This is a genomic window from Streptomyces sp. NPDC030799, assembly GCF_055572255.1.
This window is the reverse complement of sequence record NZ_JBVIDS010000005.1, coordinates 365,339-388,275: the sequence shown is the minus strand read 5'-3', so window position 1 is coordinate 388,275 and position 22,937 is coordinate 365,339. Positions and strand designations below refer to the sequence as shown.

The 22,937-nt window shown below is 70.4% G+C and carries 20 protein-coding genes and 2 pseudogenes; 8 read left to right on the top strand and 14 right to left on the bottom strand.

Annotation, left to right across the window (positions count from 1 at the left end; all coding sequences use genetic code 11):
• The first annotated feature begins 42 nt into the window (after positions 1-42).
• The gene (locus ACZ41I_RS15315) at positions 43-204 is read left to right on the top strand and encodes a hypothetical protein (protein WP_363218328.1); all 162 of its coding nucleotides are present in this window, start codon (positions 43-45) and stop codon (positions 202-204) included.
• Positions 201-989 (top strand): peptidoglycan-binding protein, encoded by a 789-nt coding sequence (locus ACZ41I_RS15310; RefSeq protein ID WP_468514303.1) that lies wholly within the window; start codon positions 201-203, stop codon positions 987-989. The genes ACZ41I_RS15315 and ACZ41I_RS15310 overlap by 4 nt, the downstream gene beginning before the upstream one ends.
• Before the next feature lie 141 nt (positions 990-1,130).
• On the opposite strand, the gene ACZ41I_RS15305 is transcribed toward ACZ41I_RS15310, so the two are convergent.
• From ACZ41I_RS15305 to ACZ41I_RS15290, 4 genes and pseudogenes are all read right to left on the bottom strand, one after another.
• The gene (locus tag ACZ41I_RS15305) at positions 1,131-1,421 is read right to left on the bottom strand and encodes a DUF6841 family protein (RefSeq protein ID WP_468514302.1); all 291 of its coding nucleotides are present in this window, start codon (positions 1,419-1,421) and stop codon (positions 1,131-1,133) included.
• A gap of 18 nt (positions 1,422-1,439) precedes the next feature.
• Positions 1,440-1,649: pseudogene (locus ACZ41I_RS15300) on the bottom strand (oxidoreductase); the annotation flags it as partial.
• A 136-nt stretch (positions 1,650-1,785) separates the two neighbouring features.
• Positions 1,786-2,769, bottom strand: a complete 984-nt coding sequence (locus tag ACZ41I_RS15295) for an aldo/keto reductase (protein ID WP_399768086.1) — start codon at positions 2,767-2,769, stop codon at positions 1,786-1,788.
• Between the two features lie 104 nt (positions 2,770-2,873).
• The gene (locus ACZ41I_RS15290) at positions 2,874-3,719 is read right to left on the bottom strand and encodes an SDR family oxidoreductase (protein ID WP_468514301.1); all 846 of its coding nucleotides are present in this window, start codon (positions 3,717-3,719) and stop codon (positions 2,874-2,876) included.
• 131 nt (positions 3,720-3,850) lie between these two features.
• Between ACZ41I_RS15290 and ACZ41I_RS15285 the strand changes: the two genes are divergently transcribed.
• Positions 3,851-4,441 (top strand): TetR/AcrR family transcriptional regulator, encoded by a 591-nt coding sequence (locus ACZ41I_RS15285; RefSeq protein WP_468514300.1) that lies wholly within the window; start codon positions 3,851-3,853, stop codon positions 4,439-4,441.
• Positions 4,442-4,589: 148 nt separating this feature from the next.
• Here the strand turns inward: ACZ41I_RS15285 and ACZ41I_RS15280 are convergent, their stop codons facing one another.
• From ACZ41I_RS15280 to ACZ41I_RS15255, 6 genes are all read right to left on the bottom strand, one after another.
• Positions 4,590-6,326: an immunity 49 family protein gene (locus ACZ41I_RS15280; protein ID WP_468514415.1), complete on the bottom strand. Its 1,737-nt coding sequence runs from the start codon at positions 6,324-6,326 to the stop codon at positions 4,590-4,592.
• Positions 6,327-7,162: 836 nt separating this feature from the next.
• Complete coding sequence (locus tag ACZ41I_RS15275; protein ID WP_468514299.1) at positions 7,163-8,443, bottom strand: ABC transporter substrate-binding protein; 1,281 nt, start codon at positions 8,441-8,443, stop codon at positions 7,163-7,165.
• A 5-nt stretch (positions 8,444-8,448) separates the two neighbouring features.
• On the bottom strand, positions 8,449-9,591 hold the full coding sequence (locus ACZ41I_RS15270; RefSeq protein WP_399768075.1) for a branched-chain amino acid ABC transporter permease: 1,143 nt from the start codon (positions 9,589-9,591) through the stop codon (positions 8,449-8,451).
• Complete coding sequence (locus tag ACZ41I_RS15265; RefSeq protein WP_399768071.1) at positions 9,588-10,469, bottom strand: branched-chain amino acid ABC transporter permease; 882 nt, start codon at positions 10,467-10,469, stop codon at positions 9,588-9,590. The genes ACZ41I_RS15270 and ACZ41I_RS15265 overlap by 4 nt, the downstream gene beginning before the upstream one ends.
• 5 nt (positions 10,470-10,474) lie before the next feature.
• Entirely contained in the window at positions 10,475-11,269 is a 795-nt protein-coding gene (locus ACZ41I_RS15260) for an ABC transporter ATP-binding protein (protein WP_399768069.1), read from the bottom strand.
• Positions 11,266-12,024 carry an ABC transporter ATP-binding protein gene (locus ACZ41I_RS15255; protein ID WP_399768066.1) on the bottom strand — a complete coding sequence of 253 codons (759 nt, stop codon included), beginning with the start codon at positions 12,022-12,024 and terminating at the stop codon, positions 11,266-11,268. The genes ACZ41I_RS15260 and ACZ41I_RS15255 overlap by 4 nt, the downstream gene beginning before the upstream one ends.
• 188 nt (positions 12,025-12,212) lie before the next feature.
• Between ACZ41I_RS15255 and ACZ41I_RS15250 the strand changes: the two genes are divergently transcribed.
• On the top strand, positions 12,213-13,508 hold the full coding sequence (locus tag ACZ41I_RS15250; protein ID WP_468323197.1) for a PucR family transcriptional regulator: 1,296 nt from the start codon (positions 12,213-12,215) through the stop codon (positions 13,506-13,508).
• Complete coding sequence (locus tag ACZ41I_RS15245; RefSeq protein ID WP_363220946.1) at positions 13,505-14,170, top strand: TetR/AcrR family transcriptional regulator; 666 nt, start codon at positions 13,505-13,507, stop codon at positions 14,168-14,170. The genes ACZ41I_RS15250 and ACZ41I_RS15245 overlap by 4 nt, the downstream gene beginning before the upstream one ends.
• A gap of 532 nt (positions 14,171-14,702) precedes the next feature.
• Here the strand turns inward: ACZ41I_RS15245 and ACZ41I_RS15240 are convergent.
• Both ACZ41I_RS15240 and ACZ41I_RS15235 read right to left on the bottom strand, forming a co-directional pair.
• Positions 14,703-16,156 (bottom strand): annotated as a pseudogene (locus ACZ41I_RS15240) (NF041680 family putative transposase).
• A gap of 144 nt (positions 16,157-16,300) precedes the next feature.
• Entirely contained in the window at positions 16,301-17,038 is a 738-nt protein-coding gene (locus tag ACZ41I_RS15235; RefSeq protein ID WP_468325347.1) for a class I SAM-dependent methyltransferase, read from the bottom strand.
• A gap of 251 nt (positions 17,039-17,289) precedes the next feature.
• Here ACZ41I_RS15235 and ACZ41I_RS15230 point away from each other — a divergent pair, with 251 nt between their 5' ends.
• Complete coding sequence (locus tag ACZ41I_RS15230) at positions 17,290-19,347, top strand: galactose-binding domain-containing protein (protein WP_468323465.1); 2,058 nt, start codon at positions 17,290-17,292, stop codon at positions 19,345-19,347.
• Between the two features lie 65 nt (positions 19,348-19,412).
• Here the strand turns inward: ACZ41I_RS15230 and ACZ41I_RS15225 are convergent, their stop codons facing one another.
• On the bottom strand, positions 19,413-20,603 hold the full coding sequence (locus ACZ41I_RS15225; RefSeq protein WP_468514414.1) for a S8 family peptidase: 1,191 nt from the start codon (positions 20,601-20,603) through the stop codon (positions 19,413-19,415).
• Between the two features lie 387 nt (positions 20,604-20,990).
• Between ACZ41I_RS15225 and ACZ41I_RS15220 the strand changes: the two genes are divergently transcribed.
• Complete coding sequence (locus tag ACZ41I_RS15220) at positions 20,991-21,326, top strand: hypothetical protein (protein WP_468514298.1); 336 nt, start codon at positions 20,991-20,993, stop codon at positions 21,324-21,326.
• Positions 21,327-21,425: 99 nt separating this feature from the next.
• The gene (locus ACZ41I_RS15215) at positions 21,426-22,118 is read left to right on the top strand and encodes a hypothetical protein (RefSeq protein WP_468514297.1); all 693 of its coding nucleotides are present in this window, start codon (positions 21,426-21,428) and stop codon (positions 22,116-22,118) included.
• A gap of 103 nt (positions 22,119-22,221) precedes the next feature.
• On the opposite strand, the gene ACZ41I_RS15210 is transcribed toward ACZ41I_RS15215, so the two are convergent.
• Entirely contained in the window at positions 22,222-22,914 is a 693-nt protein-coding gene (locus ACZ41I_RS15210) for a TetR/AcrR family transcriptional regulator (protein WP_399768053.1), read from the bottom strand.
• Between the last annotated feature and the right edge of the window lie 23 nt (positions 22,915-22,937).

Genomic DNA, 22,937 nt, shown 5'->3' with positions numbered 1-22,937 from the left:
CCGCGCTCAACGCTATGCGGGCAGAACTGAAAGGACGGCGTCATGCCCGAGAAGAACTTCGACGACGAGGACGTGAAGGCGGCCCTAGAAAGGACCGACACCGGCGACGGACCCGGCACCGACAACCTCGATGACCTTCCGGAGAGCGACTTCGTCGCCTTCGCCGAGGACGGCGTCGAGAACGACGCGGAGGACTCCAAGTGACCGCCACCATCGCTTACGACCGTACCGTCTCGAACCTCATCGACGAGCTCAGCGCGACGGGCCACGTCACCCACAAGCCCTACAGGAAGACGTCGGTCACGCTGCACCACAACGGCGGCCGGCTTTCGCACCAGGGTGTGCTCAACGTCTGGAGGACACGTCCGGCTTCGGCTCACTTCGACGTGGACGCCGCCGGTGCCGTCGCTCAGTACGTCAAGGTGAACGAGTACGCCTGGGCCGTCGGCGACATGGCCGGCAACCAGAGCTCGATCAGCATCGAAATGGCGAACGAAACGCTCGCGCCCGGCTGGACGGTCGCCGAGGCCACCTGGAAGAGCGCCGCACGTCTCGCCGGCTGGCACTTCGCCAAGGTGATCGGCGAACGCCCCAGCAAGAGCAACCTCTTCTACCACCACCACTGGTCCTCGACCGCCTGCGCCGGCCCGTACATGGACACGATCTACGACAAGGTCCTCGCGGCGGCTCAGGAGGCGTACGACCACTTCAAGGATTCACACCCCGCACCCGGGCCTGCTACCGAGCCGTTCCCTGGTGCATCGTTCTTCCACACCGGACGTAGATCGCCGATCATCACCGCAATGCACCATCGGCTCGTCGCCGAAGGCTGCAACCAGTACCAGTCGAGCGCCAACGCCGATGTATGGGGCCCGGGCGATGTGAAGTCCTACGCCGCCTGGCAGCGGAAGCTCGGTTTCGCAGGTGACGATGCCAACGGCACCCCCGGCAAGGCCAGTTGGGACGCACTGAAGGTCCCCAACGTCTGACCGTCCCCGCTGATGGCTTTAGGGAGTAGGGGTTTGGAGGCATCGGGTCTCTTGCCGGATGGTCGAGCGTTCGGCCAGGAGCCGGTCGACGAACACCAGCCGGTGTTTCGCACCGGCGCCCACGCTCCCGCCCCAGCTTCGTCAGCCGGCCAGGATCACTGAGGCGACCGTTCGCCATCCCGCGTCCGTCCGGGCGGCGAGGTAGCGTACGCGGACCTGCCTGAACTCCCGCCCCTGGCCGTCCTGGCGCGCCCAGGTCACCTCGATCTCCGTGGCCCGCTCGTTGAGCGCGCGCACCTCCGGGTCGAGAGCCTTGCTGCCTCCGAAGTCGGCGTCGCGCAGTGCCCGCAGTTCGTGTGCGGGTCCCTGGGAGAGTGCCTCGGTGGAGGTGAGCACGGTGTGGGCCGTCCCGGTGGTCATGCTGATCGGCACGTGTCGTTTCCCGCCGTGTCACCGGCTCGCGAACGCATTGGTGCCGGTCAGCTGTGCGGACAGGGTCCACAGGCGTGCGGCTTGTTCGGGGTCGACCGCGTAGGGCCGTACTCCGGGTGCGTCGTCCAGGGAGAGCGGGGCGATGTCGCAGTCGCTCAGGTAGACGCCGCCCTGGTGGGCCAGCTGCGGGGAGGTGGCCGCCCAGACCTGGGTGGCGGCGCCCTGTTCGGAGCCGATGGGCTGCTGTGCTGTCAGGATTGCCATTCCTTGCCTCCGGAGTGGTGCGGCGGCGTCGGCGGAGCGAGCCACTGGGGCACCGCACGGTGGGGGGCGTCCGGGCGGCCTTTCCCGGCATGCCCTGCGCTCAGCCGTTGAGGTTCTGCATCAGCTCGGGGGCGTACCGGTCGCCGGAGACGATGCCGCGCGGGGCGACGGCTTCGATGGCGGCCACGTCCTCCTCGGTGATCGTCACGGTGGTGGCGGCGACGTTCTCCTCCAGGTAGCGGCGGCGCTTGGTGCCGGGGATGGCGACCGCGCCCTGGTGCAGCACCCAGGCGAGAGCCAGCTGGGAGGGCGAGACCTGCTTGGCGGCGGCGATGCGGCGGACCTCGTCGACCACGGCCAGGTTGCGGGCGAAGTTCTCGCCCTGGAAGCGCGGGTCGGTGCGGCGGAAGTCGTCGGCGGCGAAGTCGTCCGGGCTGGTGATCGCACCGGACAGGAAGCCGCGTCCGAGCGGTGAGTAGGCGACCAGGCCGATCCCGAGCTCGTTCAGGGTGGCCGTGACCCCGTCGTCCTCGATGCCCCGCTCGAAGAGCGAGTACTCGGTCTGGACCGCCGTGACCGGGTGGACGGCGTGGGCGCGGCGGATGGTCTGCGGGGCGACCTCGGACAGGCCGATGTAGCGGACCTTGCCGGCGGCCACCAGCTCGCCCATGGCGCCGACGGTCTCCTCGATCGGCACCTGCGGGTCGACCCGGTGCAGGTAGTACAGGTCGACGTGGTCGGTGCCCAGGTGGCGCAGGGAGCGGTCCAGGGAGCGACGGATGTATTCGGGGCGCCCGTTGTGGCCGACGAGCGTGCCGTCGTCGGTGAACTCGATGCCGGTCTTGGTGGCGACGACGGCCTGCTCGCGGCGGCCGGCGAGGGCCTTGCCCAGGAGCTGCTCGTTGATGAACGGGCCGTAGCTCTCGGCGGTGTCCAGCAGGGTCACGCCCAGTTCCAGGGCGCGGTCGATGGTGGCGAGGGACTCGGCCTCGTCGGTGCTGCCGTAGAAGGCGCTCATGCCCATGCAGCCGAGTCCTTCGGCGGAGACGGTCAGGCCCTGGCTGCCGAGGGTGCGGAGTTCCATGGTGATCTTCCTTGCTGTTGCGGGTCGTCCCGCGCTGTGTGGCTGGTTGGTTGTGGGTCCGGTGTGCTGCGGCCCTCGCCCCGGACCGGGTGCGGCGGGGGCGGTCAGCGCACCCAGGTACCGGTGAGAGTCTGGACGGCGGAGCCGTCGAGGTCGGCGAGGGTGGTGGCGACGAAGTCGCGGGCCCACTGCGAGGTCTGGATACGGAAGGGCGGGCGGGCGACGGTCAGGGCGTCGACGATCGGGGCGGCTGCCTCGGCGGGGGTCTGGGCGTTCCCGAACGCCTGCCGGGTCCGGGTGATGTAGGCCTCGAGCGCGGGGCCGTAGGGCCCGGCGGAGGCGAGCAGCGTCGGGACGTCCAGGCCGAGATTGGCGACGAACTCGCTTGCCACCGCGCCCGGCTCGACCACGGTGACATCGACGCCGACGGTGGCGGCGACCGGCGCGAGAGACTGCATGAAGCCCTCGACGGCGAACTTGGCCGCGCAGTACGCCTCGTTGAAGGGCTGGCCGACGACGCCGCCGACGCTGGTGACGGTGATCACCCGGCCCTTCGACGCCCGCAGGTGCGGCAGGGCGGCCCGGGTCACCGCCACCACGCCGAAGAAGTTGACCTCCATGGCCGCGCGGACGTCGTCGACGCTGCTCTGCTCGATGGTGCCGACCTGGGCGGCGCCGGCGTTGTTGACCAGCGCGTCCAGGCGGCCGTGCTCGGCGACGACCTCGTCCAGGCAGGCGGTGATGCCGGCGGAGTCGGTCACGTCCAGGCGCTTGACCTGGATCCGGTCCGCGATGCCCGCCTCCGCGGCGGCCTGGAGCAGGGCCCCGGCCTTGCCGGTGTCGCGCATGGTGGCGATGGTCGTCCAGCCCGCCCGGGCGGTGCCGATGGCGGCGGCCAGGCCGATGCCGGAGGACGTACCGGTGATCAGAACGGTCTTCGGGGAGGTCATGAGGGTCTTCCTTGCCTGGGGGCACAACGGGCCGATACCCGTAACCGGGGAGTTCCCCGGTTATCTGCAACGGTAAGCGGGGAACTCCCCGGTTGTCCAGTTAGACTGGTCCTCCGATGAAGGGAGCAGCCTTGACCACCAAGCCGAGCGTGTTGCGCGCCGATGCCCGCCGTAACCGGGAGCGCATCCTCGAAGCGGCCGTGCGCGCCTTTTCCGAGAAGGGCCCGGACGTCGCGATCGACACGATCGCCAAGGCCGCGGGCGTCGGCTCGGCCACGCTCTACCGCCACTTCCCCACGCGCGAGGCGCTCGTCGAGGCGGCCTACCGCAACGAGCTGGCCCGTGTCTGCGACAGCGCCGCGAAGCTGCTCGCCGACAACCCGCCCGACCGGGCGATCCGCCTGTGGATGGACGACTTCATCGACTACCTGGCTGCCAAGCAGGGCATGGCGGACGCACTGCGGGCCGCGGTCGCATCCGGTGCGGACCCCTTCGCCGAGACCCTCGACAAGCTCGGCACCGCGCTCGGGACCCTGCTGCACGCCGGCGCCGACGCCGGTCTCCTGCGCCCGGACATCGACCCCTTCGATGTCGGCTTCAGCCTGGCCGGCGTCGCGCTGATCACCAGCGCTCCCGACCAACGCGAACGGGCCGGACGCCTCCTCGACCTGCTCCTCGACGGCCTCCGCTACGGAGCGGAGGGGCCGGCGTCCAGCTCGTGACCCGGCTCCGGCCGCGTTGCGCAGCATCTGATGGAGGCTTCTCCGAAGCAGAGTCCCTGCCGTCCGCGGACCTGGCCGACGCGGTGCGGGGCCCCAGTGCCGCCCTCGCCTGAAAGAGCCAGTAGGGGCTTACGGTGCGGACCAGCTCCTAGAAGGGTTCAGCGGCCTGCAGGAGACTCTGCGGAAGGTAGGGGGATTCGACGCGGATGGCCCAGCCGCGGCGGCGAGCGTGGCAAGCGAGGGCGAGGATGTCGAGGTTGACGGATGCATCCGGATCGTTGGCGCGGTCGGCGACCTGGTAGTAGTCGCGGTGGGCTTCGAGCGCGTCGGCCAGGGCCAGGTTGAAGCTCTCCTCGTCGCCCTCCACGAGCTGCGACAGCAGCACGGCCGGCGGCATGGCGAAGCCCCCGTCCTTGGCCTTCTCGGCCTGCTGCAACGCCCGCTGCGCGGCCGGCTCGGGGTCGGTGCCCTTGAGGTAGGCGTGGAGGGCTTCGCGGTACGCGCTGAAGGCGGAGCCGTCCGGGCGGGCGAAGGCGGGGCCGGTGAGGACCAGCGGGGCGAGGTCCTCGCGTGCGCCGGTGATGAGGGCGAGGGCAGTGGCCGTCTGCCAGTTCCCGGCGCCGGCTTCCTCGCCCCGCTCGGCCGGGTAGCGCAGCGTGCGGCCGTCGATGGTCACCTCGGCCTCGGTGCCCGGTTCAGCTAGGGCGATACGGAACAGGGCCGCCCCCGCCTGGGAGGCCAGCCGAAGGTTCGCGAGCTGCGCATCCGTGACGCCGCCGGCGCTCCCCGCACGCCACTTGAACAGGCGCTCCTGATCGCCCATGACACTGCCCAGCAGCCGGACGTCCAGGGGTTCTTCACCGACGGGCGTGAACGCCTCCCGGATGTGTTCGTCGTACATGGCCTCGATCCGCGGGTTCACCGTCCGCTCGCAGGCCGGCCGCTCGACCACCAGCGGGCCCGCGGCGAGCGCGGCCACTGCGTCCGGCCGCCGGTCCCGGCCGAACCCCGCGACCCGAGGGCCTCGGGTCTCGAAGCCGGTGACCAGCGCGTGCGGGAGGTAGTCGGTACGGACTGCAGGCGCCCAGCCCAGGGTCCGGTACGCGAGCGCGGCGAGGGCGATGGGGACAAGCGGGAGAAGGCTGCTCGGGGAGGCCGCCGGGCCGTGCAGGGTGGTGTGCCTGGTCAGGAGGTCGGCCAGCGCGGCATCGAAGGCCTCCCTGTCCTCGGCGGCCAGGGCTCGCAGCGTGTACAGCGCCGCGCTGCCCGGCCTGTCAAGGAGGGGCTCGCCGGTCTCCTGGGCGCGGGTGCGGACGCGGTCCAGGGCCGCGTCGACGGCGGCGAGCTTGGCCTGTGCGCTCGGCGGGTACTCCTCGTCGTCGCCGGTGTCGTCCAGGACCACGGCCATCAGTCCGGTGGCGAGCTCACCGACGGGCGTTCCCTGCGCCTGCTCGGCGAACTTCTGCCGTGCGAAATGGAAGGCCTCCCCATGCCACTTGGCCTTGTCCCTGAGGATCGTCAGGCAGAGCGCGTCAATCCACTCCCCGGGCGTGACGCTCTCCTCCGGGGCATCCTCACCGGGGTCGTAGCTCATGCCGAAGTTCACGTACTCCAGGAAGACCTGGAAGCTGCAGTGCGGGTGGTAGGCGGCGTAGGCGACGGCGCCGACCGCGGCTTCGGAGGCGTCCTTGAGGGCGGCCTTGGCCTCCGGGGTGTCGAGGCCGGGTGTCTCGACGGAGAGGGCGCCCAGGTAGTCGAGGAACTCGTCTGCGATCGACTGCCATTCGTAGGTGGCCATCCGGCCACCCCGCGACATGGACCGCACCTGGCCCCCGATGCGGTTTGTGAAGTCCTCGCGTGCTGCCGACACGACGGCCTCGCCCACCTGGTGACGCTCTATTCGCACTGCCCCGCTCCTTGATCGAACTCTGCGACAGCATAGGCACGGGATCTGACAGGCCGGCAGCTGCCGTGCACGGGGCACGAGCCAGGCCCGGTCGAGAGTGGTGGCGGGTGCGGAAGCGGCGGTGCAGTAGTGCGGCCTGCCCGAGTGCCATGGAGGGCGGTGGGTCTGCCTTGCCGAGCCGGGCTGGGGCCGGCGAGCCCAGGGCGACAGCGACCCGAGCGCCCACCCCGGCCGAGGCGGGGAGCCTCGAACACCTCCTTGCGGGAGTGCGGCGCTGCTGGTCCTCTTGCGCGGCGCCGCGGGCAGGCCCACCGATATGGTGCCCTTCGCCGTGGAGGATGCGACGAGCGTCGACGGCCTCGCGGTGCCCATCCAGGTCTGCGCCGGCCGATGGGGTGGTGACCCGACACTGTGGGCCTTCGTGAAGGCGTCCTGCTGAAGTGGTGCACCGTCGACATGCTCGACCGGCTCCGCCTGAGGCCCGGACTCGGGGACTGACCCGCCGCCGCGCGGCCGAGCACCCCGCAGCGACGGGATCGCCGTACGGTGGCCGTTCGCTGCACAGCGAGGCCCCGGCGGGGACTGGGCTGCACATCGTCGGGGTCCCTCTCCACATCCAGGACGAGCACGGCCGGATCCTCCTCGGCCCGCGTCACCCCGACTGCGCCTTCGCGCCGAACACCTGGCACTTCCTGGCCGGCCACTGCGAGCGGGAAGCCGCGATCGCCTGCCTGGTGCGGGAAGCGCCGGGCTGCGATGACGGGGCGGGGGCGGTCCCAGGGCTCAGGGCATCGACCGGGACCGCCCCCGCCGGCTCACTTCGTCAGCGGGCCGAACTCCTTGCGGGTGTCCACCGGCTTGCCGAACAGCTGCCACCGCTCGCCCTTGAACCGCATCAGCTGCATCGTCTCGATCGGGAAGGCATCGCCGGGGCCCGTGGACAGGGTGACACCGGGCAGCAGCAGGCCCACCTTCACGTCCTTCAGGTGGCGCACCGCGTCCCGCAGCCCTTCTCTGGTCGGGCACTTCATCGCGTCCAGGGCCTTGTGCAGGCTGGAGGCGACGGCCCAGCCGTAGGCGTTGAACTGGTTGGCCGGGTCGGTGTCGGGGGCGTACTTGTGCAGGGCATTCATGTACGTCTTCATGTCGGGGTCGTTCGCCCACTGCGGGTCGGCGGGATCCTTGAAGTAGGTCGCCGAGACCACGCCCTGCACGTTCTTGAACCCGACGGGCCGGAGCACGGCTGCGGACGCGGACACGTTGTTCACGATGTGCAGCGGGTTCCACTTGGTGTTCTTGGCGTCGGCGGCGAGGGCCTGGCTGCCGAACTTGGGGGTGGTGACATCCAGCAGCACATCGGCCTTGGAGCGGGCGAGGCTCGCCATCTGGGCCGACACGGACGGGTCGGTGACCTCGTAGCTCTCCTCGGCGACCACCTTGATGCCGCTGCCGGCGACCGCCTTCTTGAACCCGCCGAGCAGGTCCTTGCCGAAGTCGTCGTTCTGGTAGAGGACCGCCACCTCGGCGTGCGGCTTCGTGTCCTTGAGGTACTTGGCGTACACCCGGGCCTCGGCGACATAGTTGGGCTGCCACCCGATGGTCCAGGGGTGCTTGTCGTCCGTGCCCCAGACGGAGGCACCCGTGGCGACGAAGGGCTGCGGCACCTTCTGCTTGTCGAGGTAGTCCCACACGGCCGCCGTGGAGGGAGTGCCCAGGGTCTGGAACACGGCGAAGACCTTCTCCTGCTCGACGAGTCTGCGGGCCTCCTCGACCGCCTTGGGCGGCTGGTAGCCGTCGTCGCGGACGATGAACTCGACCTTGCGGCCGTCTATGCCGCCGTTGTCGTTGACGTACTTGAAGTAGGCGGCCACGCCCTTGCTGATCGTGCCGTACGCGGAGGCGGGTCCCGACAGCGGATAGATCCCGCCCAGCTTGATGGTGCTGTCGGTGATGCCGGTGGTCTGCTGGCCCTTGCACGCACCGCTCGCGGCGGTGTCCTGGGCGGTGTCCTGCCCTCGCCGGCTGTTGCAGGCGGTTGCGGTGAGCAGGACGGCGGCAGCTGCTGCGGCCGCCCGCAGAGCGGTGGTCTTGCGCATGTGCTTCATTCCTTTTCCGTACGGGGCGGTGCGCCCACGGGTTCGGCGTCGACAACTGCGGGGTCCGCAGGGGTGGGTGGCGGGGCGGTTCCGGATCCGGCCCGGGACTCGGGTTCCCCATCGGACGCGGCCCCGGGCGGCCGGTCGGGGGTGGCGGTGGTGCGGGGCGGGCGAGCGGCGACAGCGGCCAGGACCCGGCCGGGCAGACCGGCCAGCCCCGTGGGAGCCACGAACATCACCGTGATGATCAGCAAGCCGAACACCACGCCCGGTGCCGCCTCACTCAGGTCCTGGGACACACTCGGCACGTACATCACGAACGCCGCGCCCAGCAGGGGTCCGTACAGCGACCCGAGCCCCCCGACGACCAGGCCGGCCAGCAGGGTGATGGACAGGACGAAGCTGAAGGAGTCGGGCGAGACGAAGCCGATCACCCAGGTGTACAGGCACCCGGCGACGCCCGCGAACATCGCGCTCCACGCGAAGGCGAGCGTCTTGTGCAGCGCCAGCCGCACGCCCATCACCTCGGCGGCGCTCTCGTTGTCGCGCACGGCGCGCAGGGCACGGCCGACCCTGGACCGCAGCAGATTGCGGGCGAGCAGCAGCGCCACCGCGGTGACGGCGAGGACGACGAAGTACATCCACTGGTCCTCGGCCAGCCCGCTCCACGCGGGCGGCTGCAGCTTGTCCACGGTCAGGCCCATGGAGCCGCCCGTCACCGGTTCCAGCCGCTTGAGCAAGGGCGGCAGGAAGACCGCGAACGAGAGGGTGACCAGGGCCAGGTACAGCCCGCGCAGCCGCAGCGCGGGCACCCCGAACCCGAGGCCCAGCAGGAAGCATCCGGCGGCCGCGACCGGCAGCGTGGCCAGGTGGCCGGTGTCGTACCGGTCGAGCATGACCGCCGCCGTGTAGGCCCCCGCCGCGAAGAACGCCCCGTGCCCCAGCGAGATCTGCCCGCCGAAGCCGACCAGCAGGTTCAGACCGGCCAGCGCCACGGCGTACAGGAGCACCATGGTCAGCTGGAAGACCTGGAAGGGGGCGAAGTAGAACGGTGCGTAGACGACGACCGCCGCCATGACCGGTACGGTGAGCGCGGCGCGCAGCCGCCGGGCCCGGGAGGTGCCGAGTGCCGCTGTGAGGGTGTTCATGCGCGCTCCACCGCCGCCCGTCCGAACAGGCCCTGGGGCCGCACCAGCAGCACCGCCAGGATGATCACCAGCGGTACGCCCACCTTCAGGTCCTCACCGATCACGTCCACGTACGCGCCGGTCAGCGTCTCGGCGACGCCCACGAACAGGCCGCCGAGGACCGCGCCGACCGGGCTGTCGAAGCCGCCGAGGGTGGCCGCGGCGAACGCGTAGATCAGCACCCCGCCCATCATGTTGGGCTCCAGGAACAGCACCGGGGCGACGAGCACGCCCGACACCGCGCCGACCGTCGCCGCCAGCCCCCAGCCGAGCATCAGCACCCGCCCCACCCGGATGCCCGACAGCCGCGCGGAGGCCGGATTGCAGGCGACCGCCCGCATCACCAGGCCGATGGAGGTGTGCTGGAACAGCAGGTAGAGCAGGCCCATCACGACGGCCACCACGCCGAGGATTCCGAGCGTCGACCAGTCCACGCGCACTCCGGCCAGGTCGAGCCCGCCGTCGGGGAACGGTTGCGGGAAGTCCTTCACGGTGAACGACCAGATCAGGCCGGCCAGCGCGTTGACGAAGATGAACAGGCCGACCGTGACGATGACCACCGTCAGCTCGGGGGCGCCCTGCACGGGGCGGATGACGATCCGCTCGACCAGCATGCCGCCGGCGAAGGACACCCCGAGGGTGACCGGCAGTGCCAGCCAGAACGGCATCCCGGACGCCACCAGCTGCCAGGCGACGTACGTGGAGAGCATGGCCAGCTCGCCCTGCGCGAAGTTGACGATCCCCGTGAACCGGTGGATGAGCACCAGGGCCAGCGCCAGGCTGGCGTACACCGCGCCGGAGCCCAGTCCTTCCACCACTTGCTGGAGAAGATCGGTCACGGCGCTCACCCGGCCTTGCCCGAGCGGACGGAGACACCGAGGTACACCTCGGCGACCTGCCCGTCCTCACGGATCTGCGCGGCCGGTCCGGACAGCACCAGGCGGCCGGCCTCCAGTACGTGCGCCCGGTGCGCGATGTCCAGCGCGAGCTGGGCGTTCTGCTCGACGACGACCACGGTGGTGCGTTCCTCCTCGTTGACGGCACGGACGATCTCGAACAGCTCACGGGTGACCAGCGGGGCGAGCCCCAGGGACGGCTCGTCCAGCAGTAGCAGGGAGGGCCGCAGCATCAGCGCCCTGCCGATGGCGAGCATCTGCTGCTCCCCGCCGCTGAGGCTGCCGGCGGCCTGCCGTGACCGCTCACGCAGTTTGGGGAAGTATTCGTAGATCCGTTCCAGGTCGGCTGCCACGGCCGCGCGCCCGGCGCTGCCTCGGCGCCGGGTGTGGGCGCCGATGCGCAGGTTCTCCTCGACGGTCAGGTCGTTGAAGGTGCCCCGGCCCTCGGGGACGTGCGCCACGCCGAGCCGGGCGGCCTGCTCGGGCGAACGCCCCAGCAGCCCGGTGCCGTTCAGGGTGACCGAGCCGCGGCCGCGAACCATGCCGCACAGCGCCCGCAGCGTCGTGGTCTTGCCCGCGCCGTTCGGTCCGAGGATCGCGCACACCTCGCCACGGGCGACGGAGAAGTCGAGACCCTGCAGCACGCGGGCCTGGCCGTATCCGGCGTGCAGGCCGGAGACCTTCAGGAAGTCCGGCTCCGCACTCGCCTCGGCCTGGGTGCGGTCGGTGGTGGGCGCGCTCATGCGGCCGCTCCCAGGTACGCCTCGACGACCGCCGGGTCGTGCTGGATCTCCTCCGGCGCACCTTCGGCGATCTTACGGCCGAAGTCCAGGCAGACCACCTTGTCGCACAGGCCCATCACGAACCCCATGTGGTGTTCGACCACCACGAGCGTGAGGTCGAACTCCTCGCGCACCGACCGGACCAGATCCGCGAATTCGCCGACCTCTCCGTGGCTGAGCCCGTTGACGGGTTCGTCGAGCAACAGCAGCCGGGGCCGGACCGCGAGCGCCCGCGCGAGTTCGACGCGTTTGAGCGTGCCGAACGGCAGCCCTGAGGCGGGGTGGTCGGCGACGCCCGCCAGGCCGAGCCGTCGTAGCAAGTCGTCCGCCTGGTCACGCAGCTCTCTCTCCTCCCGCCGGACGCGGGGCAGCCGGAGCGCCGCGGCGAGGTGTCCGGTGCGCCCCCGGCTGTGGGCGCCGACCATGACGTTCTCCCGGACCGTGAGGCGCGGGAACAGGCCGAGGTTCTGGAAGGTGCGGGCGATACCGCGCCCGGCCACGGCGTGCGGAGGGAGGGCCAGCAGGTCCTCGTCCTCGAACCGCACGCCTCCCCCGTCCGGGGTGCAGCGCCTGGTGAGGCAGTTGAACAAGGTGGTCTTGCCGGCTCCGTTCGGCCCGATGAGCCCCACGGCGGTGCCCGGCTCGACGGTGAACGCGACACCGTCGAGTGCCGTGATCCCGCCGAAGCGCACGGTGATACCGTCGACCGCGAGCATGAATGACGCCCCTTCCGACGTGCTGGGGGGTGGGCGAGCAGCACAGTAGGTGGGGGCGTTCCCGGCGCACATTGGGTGTGAGCACCCAACTTGCCGGTCACGGAACTGTGCGCGGCGCACAGGTGGCGGCAGATGTCTCACGCCGAGCCTGTTGACGGAGCACGAGACGGACGGCGACGATCGGCGCCATGCCTCGCGGTCCCGCCTTGGGCACTCCCGATCTCTCCGAACCGCTCCGCCGGGAGCGGCGGCGGATCCTGCATGCCGTCCACGACCGGGTCGAGGAGGTGGCGGAGACCGCCGTCGAGGTGATGCGTGCGGAGATCCCGTCGTACGCGCTGCAGGACGACCGGTTCTTCGACGAGGTGCGGGAGCAGGTGCTCGAGCACTACCGGATGCAGCTGGCGGCGCTCGCCGGCGACCGCGACATCGCTGCCGAGGACCTGGTCTTCAGCCGGGCGGCAGCCATGCGCCGAGCCCGCGCCGGGTTCGCCCTGGAGGACTGGATCAGTGCCTTCCGGGTCGGCCGGCAGGTGATGTGGGACGCGATGCTGGACTGCGCGGGCACGTCCGCCGAGGCCCAGCAGGCTGCGCTGTCCCTCGTGACCCCGCTGATGCGGTACGTCGACTACGCCAGCACCCATGCCGCGCAGGCCTACGTCGAGTACCAGCAGCACGTGGTGGCGGACGCGGACCGGGAGCGCCGGGATCTCCTGGACCAGCTCCTGGCCGGCATGGCACCGACACGCGGTCCGCTGTTCGCCGCGGCACAGGCGTACGGCATCGGACCCCGCTCGCCGATGATGGCGGTCGTGGCCGTCTGCGTCGGTGACACGCACTCGGGCGACCACACCTCGGCCGAGAACGGGTATGCCACCAGCGCGTCGATCAGCGTCGCCGGGCCCTGGGCCGGCAGGACCCTGGTCGTCGTGCGCCACGGCGAGGTGGTGGCCGTGCCCGTGCTCAGGGCCGGCATGGACGCGGACGACATATGCGCCCACTTCGAGGCCGTGCAGGAGCGGCTCGCGCGGAAGGGCACCCGGCTCTGCATGGGCATCAGCACGGTCGCCCGGGGGGCTTCCGAACTGCCGCGCGCCTACGAGGAGGCGCGGGCCGCCCTCGACCTGGTGCCGAGCGGGGGCGGAGTGGCGGCGCTGCCGCGGCTGTCCCCGTTCGACTACCTGGCGCTGCGCGCCGACGACCTCGCCCGCCAGCTGGTCGATCCCCGGGTGCGGGTGCTGCTGGAGGAGGACCGCAGACGTGGCGACACGCTGGCCGCCACCATCCGGGCCTTCGCGGAGGCGGACCTCAATCTGCGGCTGGCCGCCGACCGGCTGCGGGTGCACCACAACACGGCGCACTACCGGTTGCGCCGGATCGAGGAACGCACCGGCCGCAATCCGCGCCGGATCGCCGACCTCCTGGAACTACTGGTCGCCCTCGCCATCCGCGACGGCTCCAGGGAAGGTGAGGACTGCCAGTGAGCGGCATCGTGGAGTCCGCCGGAACCGAGGCGGCATGCCGGCTGCCGGGCGGCAAGGGGGAGTCGGGCCTGCCGGAGGAGCTCGCCGGGCAGCGCGGAACGGTCCGGCGTGCGCTGCTGGACGCCGCGTTGGAGGTGTTCACCGAGCGCGGGTACACCGACGCCGGCCTCACCGAGATCGCGGCGCGCTCCGGCATCCCGGTGGGCAGCCTCTTCCAGCACTACGGCGGAAAGCGAGGGCTGTACCTCGCCCTGTGGGAGGAGTTCCGGGAGGAGCAGGAGCGCCGGACCGCGGCCACGCTGGCTTCCGAACGCGGCCGTGGTGTGCACGACCCCATCGCCCTCTTCGTGGCGGGAGCCAGGGCATATCTGGAGGGTGCCTGGGACAACCGGAGGTTCGGCAGACTCCTCGTGGAGGACGACGGTCCTTCCGGGTTCGACGCGCTGCGCCGCCAGTGGGACCGCGCATGGGTACGGCGCAACGCCCGGCTGCTGGAGGTGGACGAGCGGCGACGTGCCGGCCGGGTCCGGGTGAGCGTGCTGACGACCGTCATCGGAGGGGCGGCGCGCGAGCTGGGCGACTGCGGGGACGAGACGGAGGCCCGGGAGATCGTGGACGAGGTGTGCGGCATCCTGATCCACCTGTCGGCACCGCCCGGCTGAGGCGTCCCGGCCACGACGGCGCAGAAATCCCAGAATGCGGTCGCAGCTGTCCTCCAGTTCGTGGCCACGGGACGTGGTGAGAGCGTCGAGGGGGGTGTCCGGGCGAGCGCCGATGGGTTCGCTCCGGGTTTCGGCCGGGCCGTCGGTGTGGAGGGCCGGCGTGGTTCGTTCACCAGTGAGCCGAGGTGACCATGGGGACAGCGGCGGAGCCTGCGGGGTACGTGCCAGCCGGAGCTTCCCCGGCCGGTTGAGGTGCCGGTCCTTCGGCCCGTCCGGAGGTGAGAGCCGTGGGATCGGTGGGCAGTGTGCCGTGCTGCCCCGGAGGAGGTCGCGGCCATCCGGGATCTGGTGACGCGCCTGCGCGGCCAGGAGCTTTCCGCCGCGCAACTTGAGCTCCTGGAACGGCGGACGGAGAAGATCCTCGCCTGCCCCGTCCGGCGCGCCCGCTTCAGTCGGGAGAAGACGTCAAGAGCCTCGCCAGCCACGGACAGTCACCGATCAAGGGTTCTGGCACAGGCACTCACCTCGTCTTTTAACCTCTGAGGCTGTCGCGCTCGATGATGCTCTCGGGTCGTCTGGTCGTTTTCCCGACGTCGTAGTGGGTCGTGGGGCGGCGGTTCTTCGAACCAAGTGGCCTTCCTGGTCCGGGTGTGGAGGGTTTCGGTGCACGGGCCGGACAGTGCGGGTGCGGGCGGAGGTTCCGAAACCCTCGGCGGACCCGGGCGGGAGTGAGCCGTGCGGGCTCGGCCGGCCTCTCCCAGGGGCGGCGGAGGTCCGCGGCAGCTTCGCGGGTGAGCCGGAGCTGGGTGTGGGCGGCGATGATCAGCCACGTCCAGCGGTCTCCGGCCTCGGGGGTGCGGAGTTTCGGGCGGGTACAGCCGAGGGTCTGCTTCATCAGCCGGAAGGTGTGCTCGATGTCGAACCTGCGCAGGAACGACTGCCAGCGGACGTCGACGTCCTCGCCACTCGGACCGGTGGCGGAGGACCACAGCCAGAGGGGCAGTGGGTCGCCGCCGCCGGGCAGGCGGTCGACCTGGAGGCGGATCAGAGTGCCCTCGATGATGGGGAGTTCGCCGGTGTGGTCGATCCACGCGGAGCGGGTGGTCAGGCGGGGGTGGATGCGGTCCCAGGCCATCGCCCTGGCGGTGCCGTACCTGTCGGTGACCTGCACTGTCGCCGCGTCCGGCTCGCTCCAGGTCTCCGGCTTGGCGAAGCGGAACTCCTTGCCGTGCTTGGGCGGGTGGCCGCCGCAGGGGTTGGCCAGGTAGAACTCCTTGCGGGAGGGCGCAGGACGGCGCATGACCCGGTCCGTGCGCATCCGGCCGAGGACCTCGACCGGCAGTCCGCGCAGGAGGTGGGCCATGCGCGGGGCGTCGTAGCCAGCGTCGAAGACGACCAGGATGTCGCGGTCGCCGACGTGCCAGCGGCCCATCTCGATCAGATCCACGACCACCCGGCGGACCTGGGCGGCGGTGACCTCGGCGACGTCGTCGTCCGGCCCGAGACGGACGGCGTCCAGGAGCTGCACCCAGGACGTCCGGCCCGATTCCAGGGCGGCGACGAACGAGTACGGCCAGCCGGGTATGAACTGGTCCGAGGACCGTCCGCTACGGCCGTGACGTGGCAGAACAGACGCTCTGCGCTGGTCGGGGCGTCGGGGCGGAGCCAGTTGCTGATGTCAACGGCGAGGACCAGACGCCCGTCGGCGGCCTGCGGCACGGGCAGGCCGGCCAGTACCCGCCGCAGCCGGGGAACGTCCACGTTCCCGCTGTTCAGGGCGTCGTACATGGCACCGTGCCCGCGTCGGTGCTCGGCAACCAGCGTCAGGTCCACCGGCGCCCTCACCGGCCCGTCCGCACACAGCAACGCGTCCACCAACTCGAACAGTTCGTCCCCGCGTGCGGTCAGGCAGTCGAATAAGTCGTCCCGGAAGCGTGACGCTTTCGCGAACGCGTCCCCGGGACCGGTGTCAGGCAGCAGACTCACCCTCACGGCCTTCGTCTTGATCGGTGCACCTTGGTCGGAGCACATGATCGGACGAAGGCCGTGTTCACGTCCCGGGAATCCCCATACGGGCGAGCACGTTCGGGACCTTGTTCGAGGCCAGAGCCCACCTCAGCCGACGCAACGTCACGCCTTCAAGGCTACGAGCCGGTACAGCGGATCAGGTCGGGCCGTGTCCTGTTTTGGAAGCTCAGCGAGCCGTCTGCATACGTCGTTCACCTGGCCCGCGGTCGCGCGCGAGCACCAGGGGATGCGGCCCGCCTCGATCACCTCCCGCCACCTGCGCGGGCTGCGGCCCTGCCCCGTTCCGGGGAACACGGTCTGCCCGGCAAGGCCCAGCCCCCGCTCTCCCGCCCAACCAAGCACCCGGGCGAAACCGTCGGGCACTCGGGGCGCATACTGACGCCGCAACTCCGCCGTGACTTGGGCGATGTCACTGTCCTCGACGAAGTACGCGTCATCCTTGTCGACGGTCGTGATCAGAACCCCGCCCGGCCGCAATACCCTGGCCGCCTCCGCCAGCACCGATCCGGGGTCCGGCAGCAGATGCAGCAACCACACGATCACGACGACGTCCACCCCGTCCGACGCGAAGGGCAGCCGCATGGCGTCGCCGCGCACGACACCTCCCGGCACCCGCCGCCCGGCAAGGCCCAGCATGCCGGGCGAACGGTCGACACCCACCACCACCCGCTCCGAACGCAGCAGTCTTCTGGTCACGATGCCCGTGCCGCACGCGATGTCCAGGATCGAGCAAGGCCCTTGCGGCAGCAGCAGTTCCACCGCGTCTGCCGCGGCCAGGGCTCTCGGCTCACCGCCACGGGACGCGTCGTAGTCTCGGGCCTCGTCGTCGTAGTCAATCACCCGTCCATCCTGTCCGAACGTCTTCCGCGTGGCGCACCTTCTACAGGCATCGTCAGAGCATCGTTCGAGGCCAGACCTTAAAGAACAAGCTCACCGAGAGCCCGAGTATTGACTCGGAAGGCGGCACTGGCGATCCTCATGGCGCACGGTTTGCATAGGCATGACAAACCGGTATGCGCGAGGTCGTCGGGCCCTGACCTCCTTGTCGGTCGACCGCGCATCCCGCCGACCGAGGGACGTGTGCCGTGGCCATGACCAGACGCCCGTACCGCCGACGCAAAGACGTCACCGTGGTGTCGCTGCTCCTCCTCGTACTGGCCGCCGTGCTCGGGCCCGCCCCGAGTTCGGCGGCCGGCAACGAGTGGTGGGTGCCGAGCGCACGGCCGACGCCGGACTCCCAGATCAACGTCACCGGGGAGCCGTTCACGGGTACCGACGCCAAGGGCGAGGTGCGCGGCTTCGTCGACGCCCACGACCATCTGTTCGCGAACGAGGCCTTCGGCGGCCGGCTCATCTGCGGGAAGGTCTTCTCCGAGGCCGGGATCGCCGACGCGCTCAAGGACTGTCCCGAGCACTACCCCGACGGCTCGCTGGCCGTCTTCGACTTCATCACCAAGGGCGGTGACGGCAGACACGACCCGGTCGGCTGGCCCACGTTCAAGGACTGGCCCGCCCACGACTCGCTGACCCACCAGCAGAACTACTACGCGTGGGTGGAACGGGCCTGGCGCGGCGGCCAGCGAGTGCTCGTGAACGACCTCGTCACCAACGGTGTGATCTGCTCGGTGTACTTCTTCAAGGACCGCAGCTGCGACGAGATGACGTCCATCCGGCTGCAGGCGAAGCTGACGTACGACCTTCAGGCCTATGTCGACAAGATGTACGGCGGCCCGGGCAAGGGCTGGTTCCGGATCGTCACCGACAGCGCACAGGCCCGCGACGTCATCAAGCAGGGCAAACTCGCGGTCGTCCTCGGAGTGGAGACCTCCGAGCCGTTCGGCTGCAAGCAGATCCTGGACATCCCGCAGTGCGACAGGAAGGACATCGATGCCGGCCTGGACGAGCTGTACGCGCTGGGCGTGCGCAGCATGTTCCTGTGCCACAAGTTCGACAACGCGCTGTGCGGCGTCCGCTTCGACTCGGGCTCACTGGGAACGGCCATCAACGTCGGACAGTTCCTGTCCACCGGCACCTTCTGGAAGACGGAGAAGTGCGCGGGTCCACAGCACGACAACCCCATCGGCTCGGCCGCGGCGGCCGGGGCCGAGGCGAAACTCCCGGCGGGTGTGCAGGTCCCCTCGTACGACTCGGACGCGCAGTGCAACGCCCGGGGGCTGACCGACCTCGGCGAGTATGCCGTGCGCGGCATGATGAAACGCAAGATGATGCTGGAGATCGACCACATGAGCGTCAAGGCCGTCGGCCGCGCGCTGGACATCCTCGAGGCAGACTCCTACCCCGGGGTGATCTCCTCGCACAGCTGGATGGACCTGAACTGGACCGAACGGGTCTACGGCCTCGGCGGTTTCATCGCCCAGTACATGCACGGCTCCGAGGGTTTCGTGGCCGAGGCGAACCGCACCAAGGCGCTGCGGGACAAGTACGGCGTCGGCTACGGGTACGGCACGGACATGAACGGTGTCGGCGGCTGGCCGGGACCCCGCGGCGCTGATGCCCCGCACAAGGTCACGTACCCCTTCCGCAGTGTCGACGGCGGCTCGGTCATCGACCGGCAGACCACCGGTGAGCGCACCTGGGACCTGAACACCGACGGCGCCGCGCACTACGGCCTCGTTCCCGACTGGATCGAGGACATCCGCCTCGTCGGTGGCCAGGACGTGGTGCAGGACCTCTTCCGGGGTGCCGAGTCCTACCTCGACACGTGGGGAGCGACGGAGCAGCACCAGGCGGGAGTCGACCTCGCCAAGGGGGCCTCGGCCACGGCCGGTTCGACCGAGTGGAACCCGTTCGTGAGCTACGCTCCGAGCCGCGCCGTCGACGGCACCCGGGACACCCGCTGGGCCAGCGGCTGGAGCGACGACCAGTGGCTGCAGATCGACCTGGGGTCCACCCACCGGGTCGGGCGGGTCACGCTCGACTGGGAGCGCGCGTACGGGAAGTCCTACGGCATCCAGCTCTCGACGGACGGCGCGAACTGGCAGACGGTCTGGTCCACCACCACGGGAGACGGCGGCCTCGACACCGCCCGTTTCACCGGCACACCGGCGCGCTACGTCCGCATCACGGGCACGGAGCGTGGCACCAGGTGGGGATATTCGCTGTACGAGGTCGGCGTCCACAGCAGCTGACGACGGAGCCCGGCGGTCCCCCCGTACATCCGGGGGGACCGCCGGGCCACAGGGTCCTCGTGAACCTACTCGGTCACCTTCAGCAGCTTGTTGGGCGTTCCGCTGCTCGGGTTGGTGATCTTGTCACCGGTTGCCGCGCCGGTGAGCGCGGTGGCGACCTGAGCGGGAGTGGCGTCCGGGTGTGCGGCCAGGTAGACGGCGGCGGCTCCGGTGACGTGGGGGGTGGCCATGGAGGTGCCGGAGATCGTCTTGGTTCCCTGGTCGCTGTCGTTCCAGTCGGAGGTGATGTCCGAGCCCGGCGCGTACAGGTCCACGACCTTGCCGAAGTTGGAGAAGTCCGACTGGGCGTCGTCCTTCGTGCTGGACGCGACCGTGATGGCCTCGGGGACCCGGGCCGGCGAACCCTGCCCCGCGTCCGCCGACTCGTTGCCGGCGGCGACCGCGAAGGTGACTCCCGAGGCGATGGCCTTCTTGACCGCCTCGTCGAGAGCGGGATCGGCGCCTCCGCCGAGGCTCATGTTGGCCACCGAGGGCCCCTTGTGGTTCTTGGTCACCCAGTCGATGCCGGCGACGACCTGCTCCGTGGTGCCGGAACCGTTGTTGTCGAGGACTCTGACCGCGACGATCTTGGCCTTCTTGGCCACACCGTGGGCGGTACCGGCGATGGTTCCCGCCACGTGGGTTCCGTGGCCGTTGCCGTCGTCGGCCTTGTCGTCGTTGTCGACCGCGTCGAACCCGTAGCCGGCGCGGCCCTCGAAGTCCTTGTGGCTGATGCGTACGCCGGTGTCGATGACGTACGCGGTCACCCCCTCCCCCGCCTTGTCGGGGTAGGTGTACTTGCCGTCGCCGGCCGTGTCCTTCTGGTCGATACGGTCCAGGCCCCAGGACGGCGGGTTGTCCTGGGTGGCGTCGATGTGGAACTTCTTGTTCTGGACGACCGTGGCCACCGCGGGGTCGGCCGCGAGACGCTTGGCCTCCGTCTCGGTGAGGTTGTCGGCGGAGAAGCCGTTGACCGCCGAGCCGAAGGTCCGGCTGACCTTGCCGCCGTACTCGGTGGCCAGGTCCTGCTTCTCGGCCGCGGATGCCTTCTGGTCCATGAGGACGATGTAGCTGCCGGCCACGGCTCCTTCGGCGTGCAGACCGTAGACCGTGCCCTCCGCGGGCTGTCCCGCCTGCGCGACGGGGGACACGTAGAAGGCGGTACCGACGACGGTTGCGGCGGCCGCGACCGCGGTGACGGTCTTGGCCTTGCCCATGCGTTTGTGATGCGCCGTCAAGAGGGATCTCCTCGTGAAGTGGGGGGATGTGCGTTCGAACGGCAGCGCTGCGCGTGCTCAGGAGAGTGCCTACTTGTCACGAGCAGGTCAATCTCTTGATGCGCCCCCGACGCCGGGGGAATGATCGATCTCCACAAGATTCACGCACATCTGAGGCAACCGACATGCAAACGTGCAGCCCTGCACGCTGGTTGAATCACCAAGGAGTGATCCGGGATTACCCGTGCCGATTTCTTCACCGTCTGCTCACACGGGTCAGGATGGAGCGGCACCTCCATCGGGCCGGGGGAGCCGCTCGGGGCACCTTGTGGCACAACCGTGCACGAGCGGCAGCCGCAGGCTTCCCGCGGGCAGGGGGAGGAGGACATGGACCGCAACGTCGAGGTCCTGGCGTCCCTGGCGTCCTACCGGGAGGCAGCCCTGCTGCTCACGACCGCCGTGCTCCGCGACGGCAGAGCGGAGGCGAGCGAGCGGCCGGCCCAGGCGTACGGCCACCAGGCGGCGTTGGTCCGCAATCACAAGGATCCTCTGCGCGCCCTGGCACCGGCACGGCGGGCGATCGCGATCCGGGACCGTCTGGTGCTGCTGGAGGTCCTCGCCGGATGGGGCACGTTGCCGGTCGAGGGCTGCGCAAGCTGGCGGAGACGTTCCGGGAGACCGACCGGCTGGTCGAAGCCCAGGAGACCCTCGGCTGCTCGGTAACGCGGAATGGGCGGCGGAGTCGGCGCGCGTCGCGGTGGACGCGTACGGCCGGCTCGCCGCGGCCGGCCGGGCGGATGTCACGGGCCTCACCGTCAGGATGTGGCGCGTGCTGGGCCGGCCCTGCTCGGCGCCGGCGACGGCGCGGGCGCGGGCGCGCTCGCGGCGTTGGAGGAGGTGCTCGGCACGGCCGGGGCGGGAAACGATCCTGACGCCGAGTCGGCGCGGATCGCCGATGTCGCCGCGGAGCTGCGGGCGACGCTGGGCGCCCGGCCGGAGGAGGTCCCGCAACGACTGGCCGCGGCCAAGAGGGCACTGAAAGACGCTGTGGAGGTGCTCCAGCCCGGCGATTCCTTCGAGGCGTTGGAAATGCTCGAGTGCACCGCAGCGACACTCGGCCTGCTGGCGGACGCCCATCCGCACCGGGAGGTCGCCGAGGTCAGTGCCTCGGCCAGTGCGCTGCTGGCCTTCGCGGCGAGGGCGTTCCGCCGCCTCGTCCTGGTGGAGCGGGCCCTACGGCAGTCCGGGGCGGCTCACGGCCCGCTCGTCCACGGTCACTCCAGCCACGAGGCGTTCGAGGGCTGGCTCCGCAGCAGCCTGCTGCGGGCCTCGATCCTTCGCGTGTGGGGCCAGGAGCAGGCCGCGCGCGACCTGCTCGACCAGATGGTGGAGAACGCAGGGCGGGTGGGCGGTGAGCGGGCCGCCCGGCAGTGGCGCGCGGAAGCCGACCGGTTGCTGCGAGAGAGGCCGGATACACAGGGGGTTCCCAGGAACACCGGCGACGGGCCGAGATGATCGATGAGGCGATCCGCAGCGGACTTCGAGACGCCGGGCTTCGGTGCGATCTGCCGCAGCGTCGTGCTGCGCGACCTGTACCGCGCCCGAACAAGCTGCTTGGTCAGCGGTGGCCGGGGAACCTCAGGGCGTTCGCCCAGAGCCGGGTGACCGTGGACACGAGGTCGTCGAAATCCACTCGTGGGCCGTCCTCCTGCCGTTCGCCGAGCACGAAGGCGTGGTAGGCCATGACGCTGACCATGCCCGACAGCGCGCGGGAGGCCGTCATCGGGTCGACTTCACGGTCGGCGACCCCCCGCGCCTGCAGGTCGGCGATGCCGCGGGCGTTGCGGCGGATGAAGGCGTCGGCGCGCCGGCTGCGGAACTCCCGGAATTCGGGCTCCACTTGTGCGACCTGCTCAAGCAGCGCCATCAGTTTCGCATTCCGTTTGTACGCCTCGAGATACGCGCGATTGCTCGCCTCAAGCACCGCATAGGGGTCGTCGGTGCCCTGTACCCGGCCCATGCCGGGGTGCAGCATGTCCTCCTGCGCCTCCAGGAGGACGGCGGCAAGGACCTCTTCCTTGTTGGCGAAGTAGGTGTAAAAGGATCCCGCCGCGCACTGAGCCTCTTTGGTGATGTCGGTCAGGCGGGTGTCGAGGTAGCCATCCCGTTCGAACACCTGGCGAGCGGCCTTCACCAGAGCGGCCCGGGTACGCGCTCCGCGCTGCGTCGTGGGCGGCTCGCGAAGGTGCGAGAGGGGCGCCATCGGCGGTGCCTTCTCGTCGTCGATCTCCTCGGGAGACGTGCTGTCCATCCTGGGAACTGTACTTCTATCCG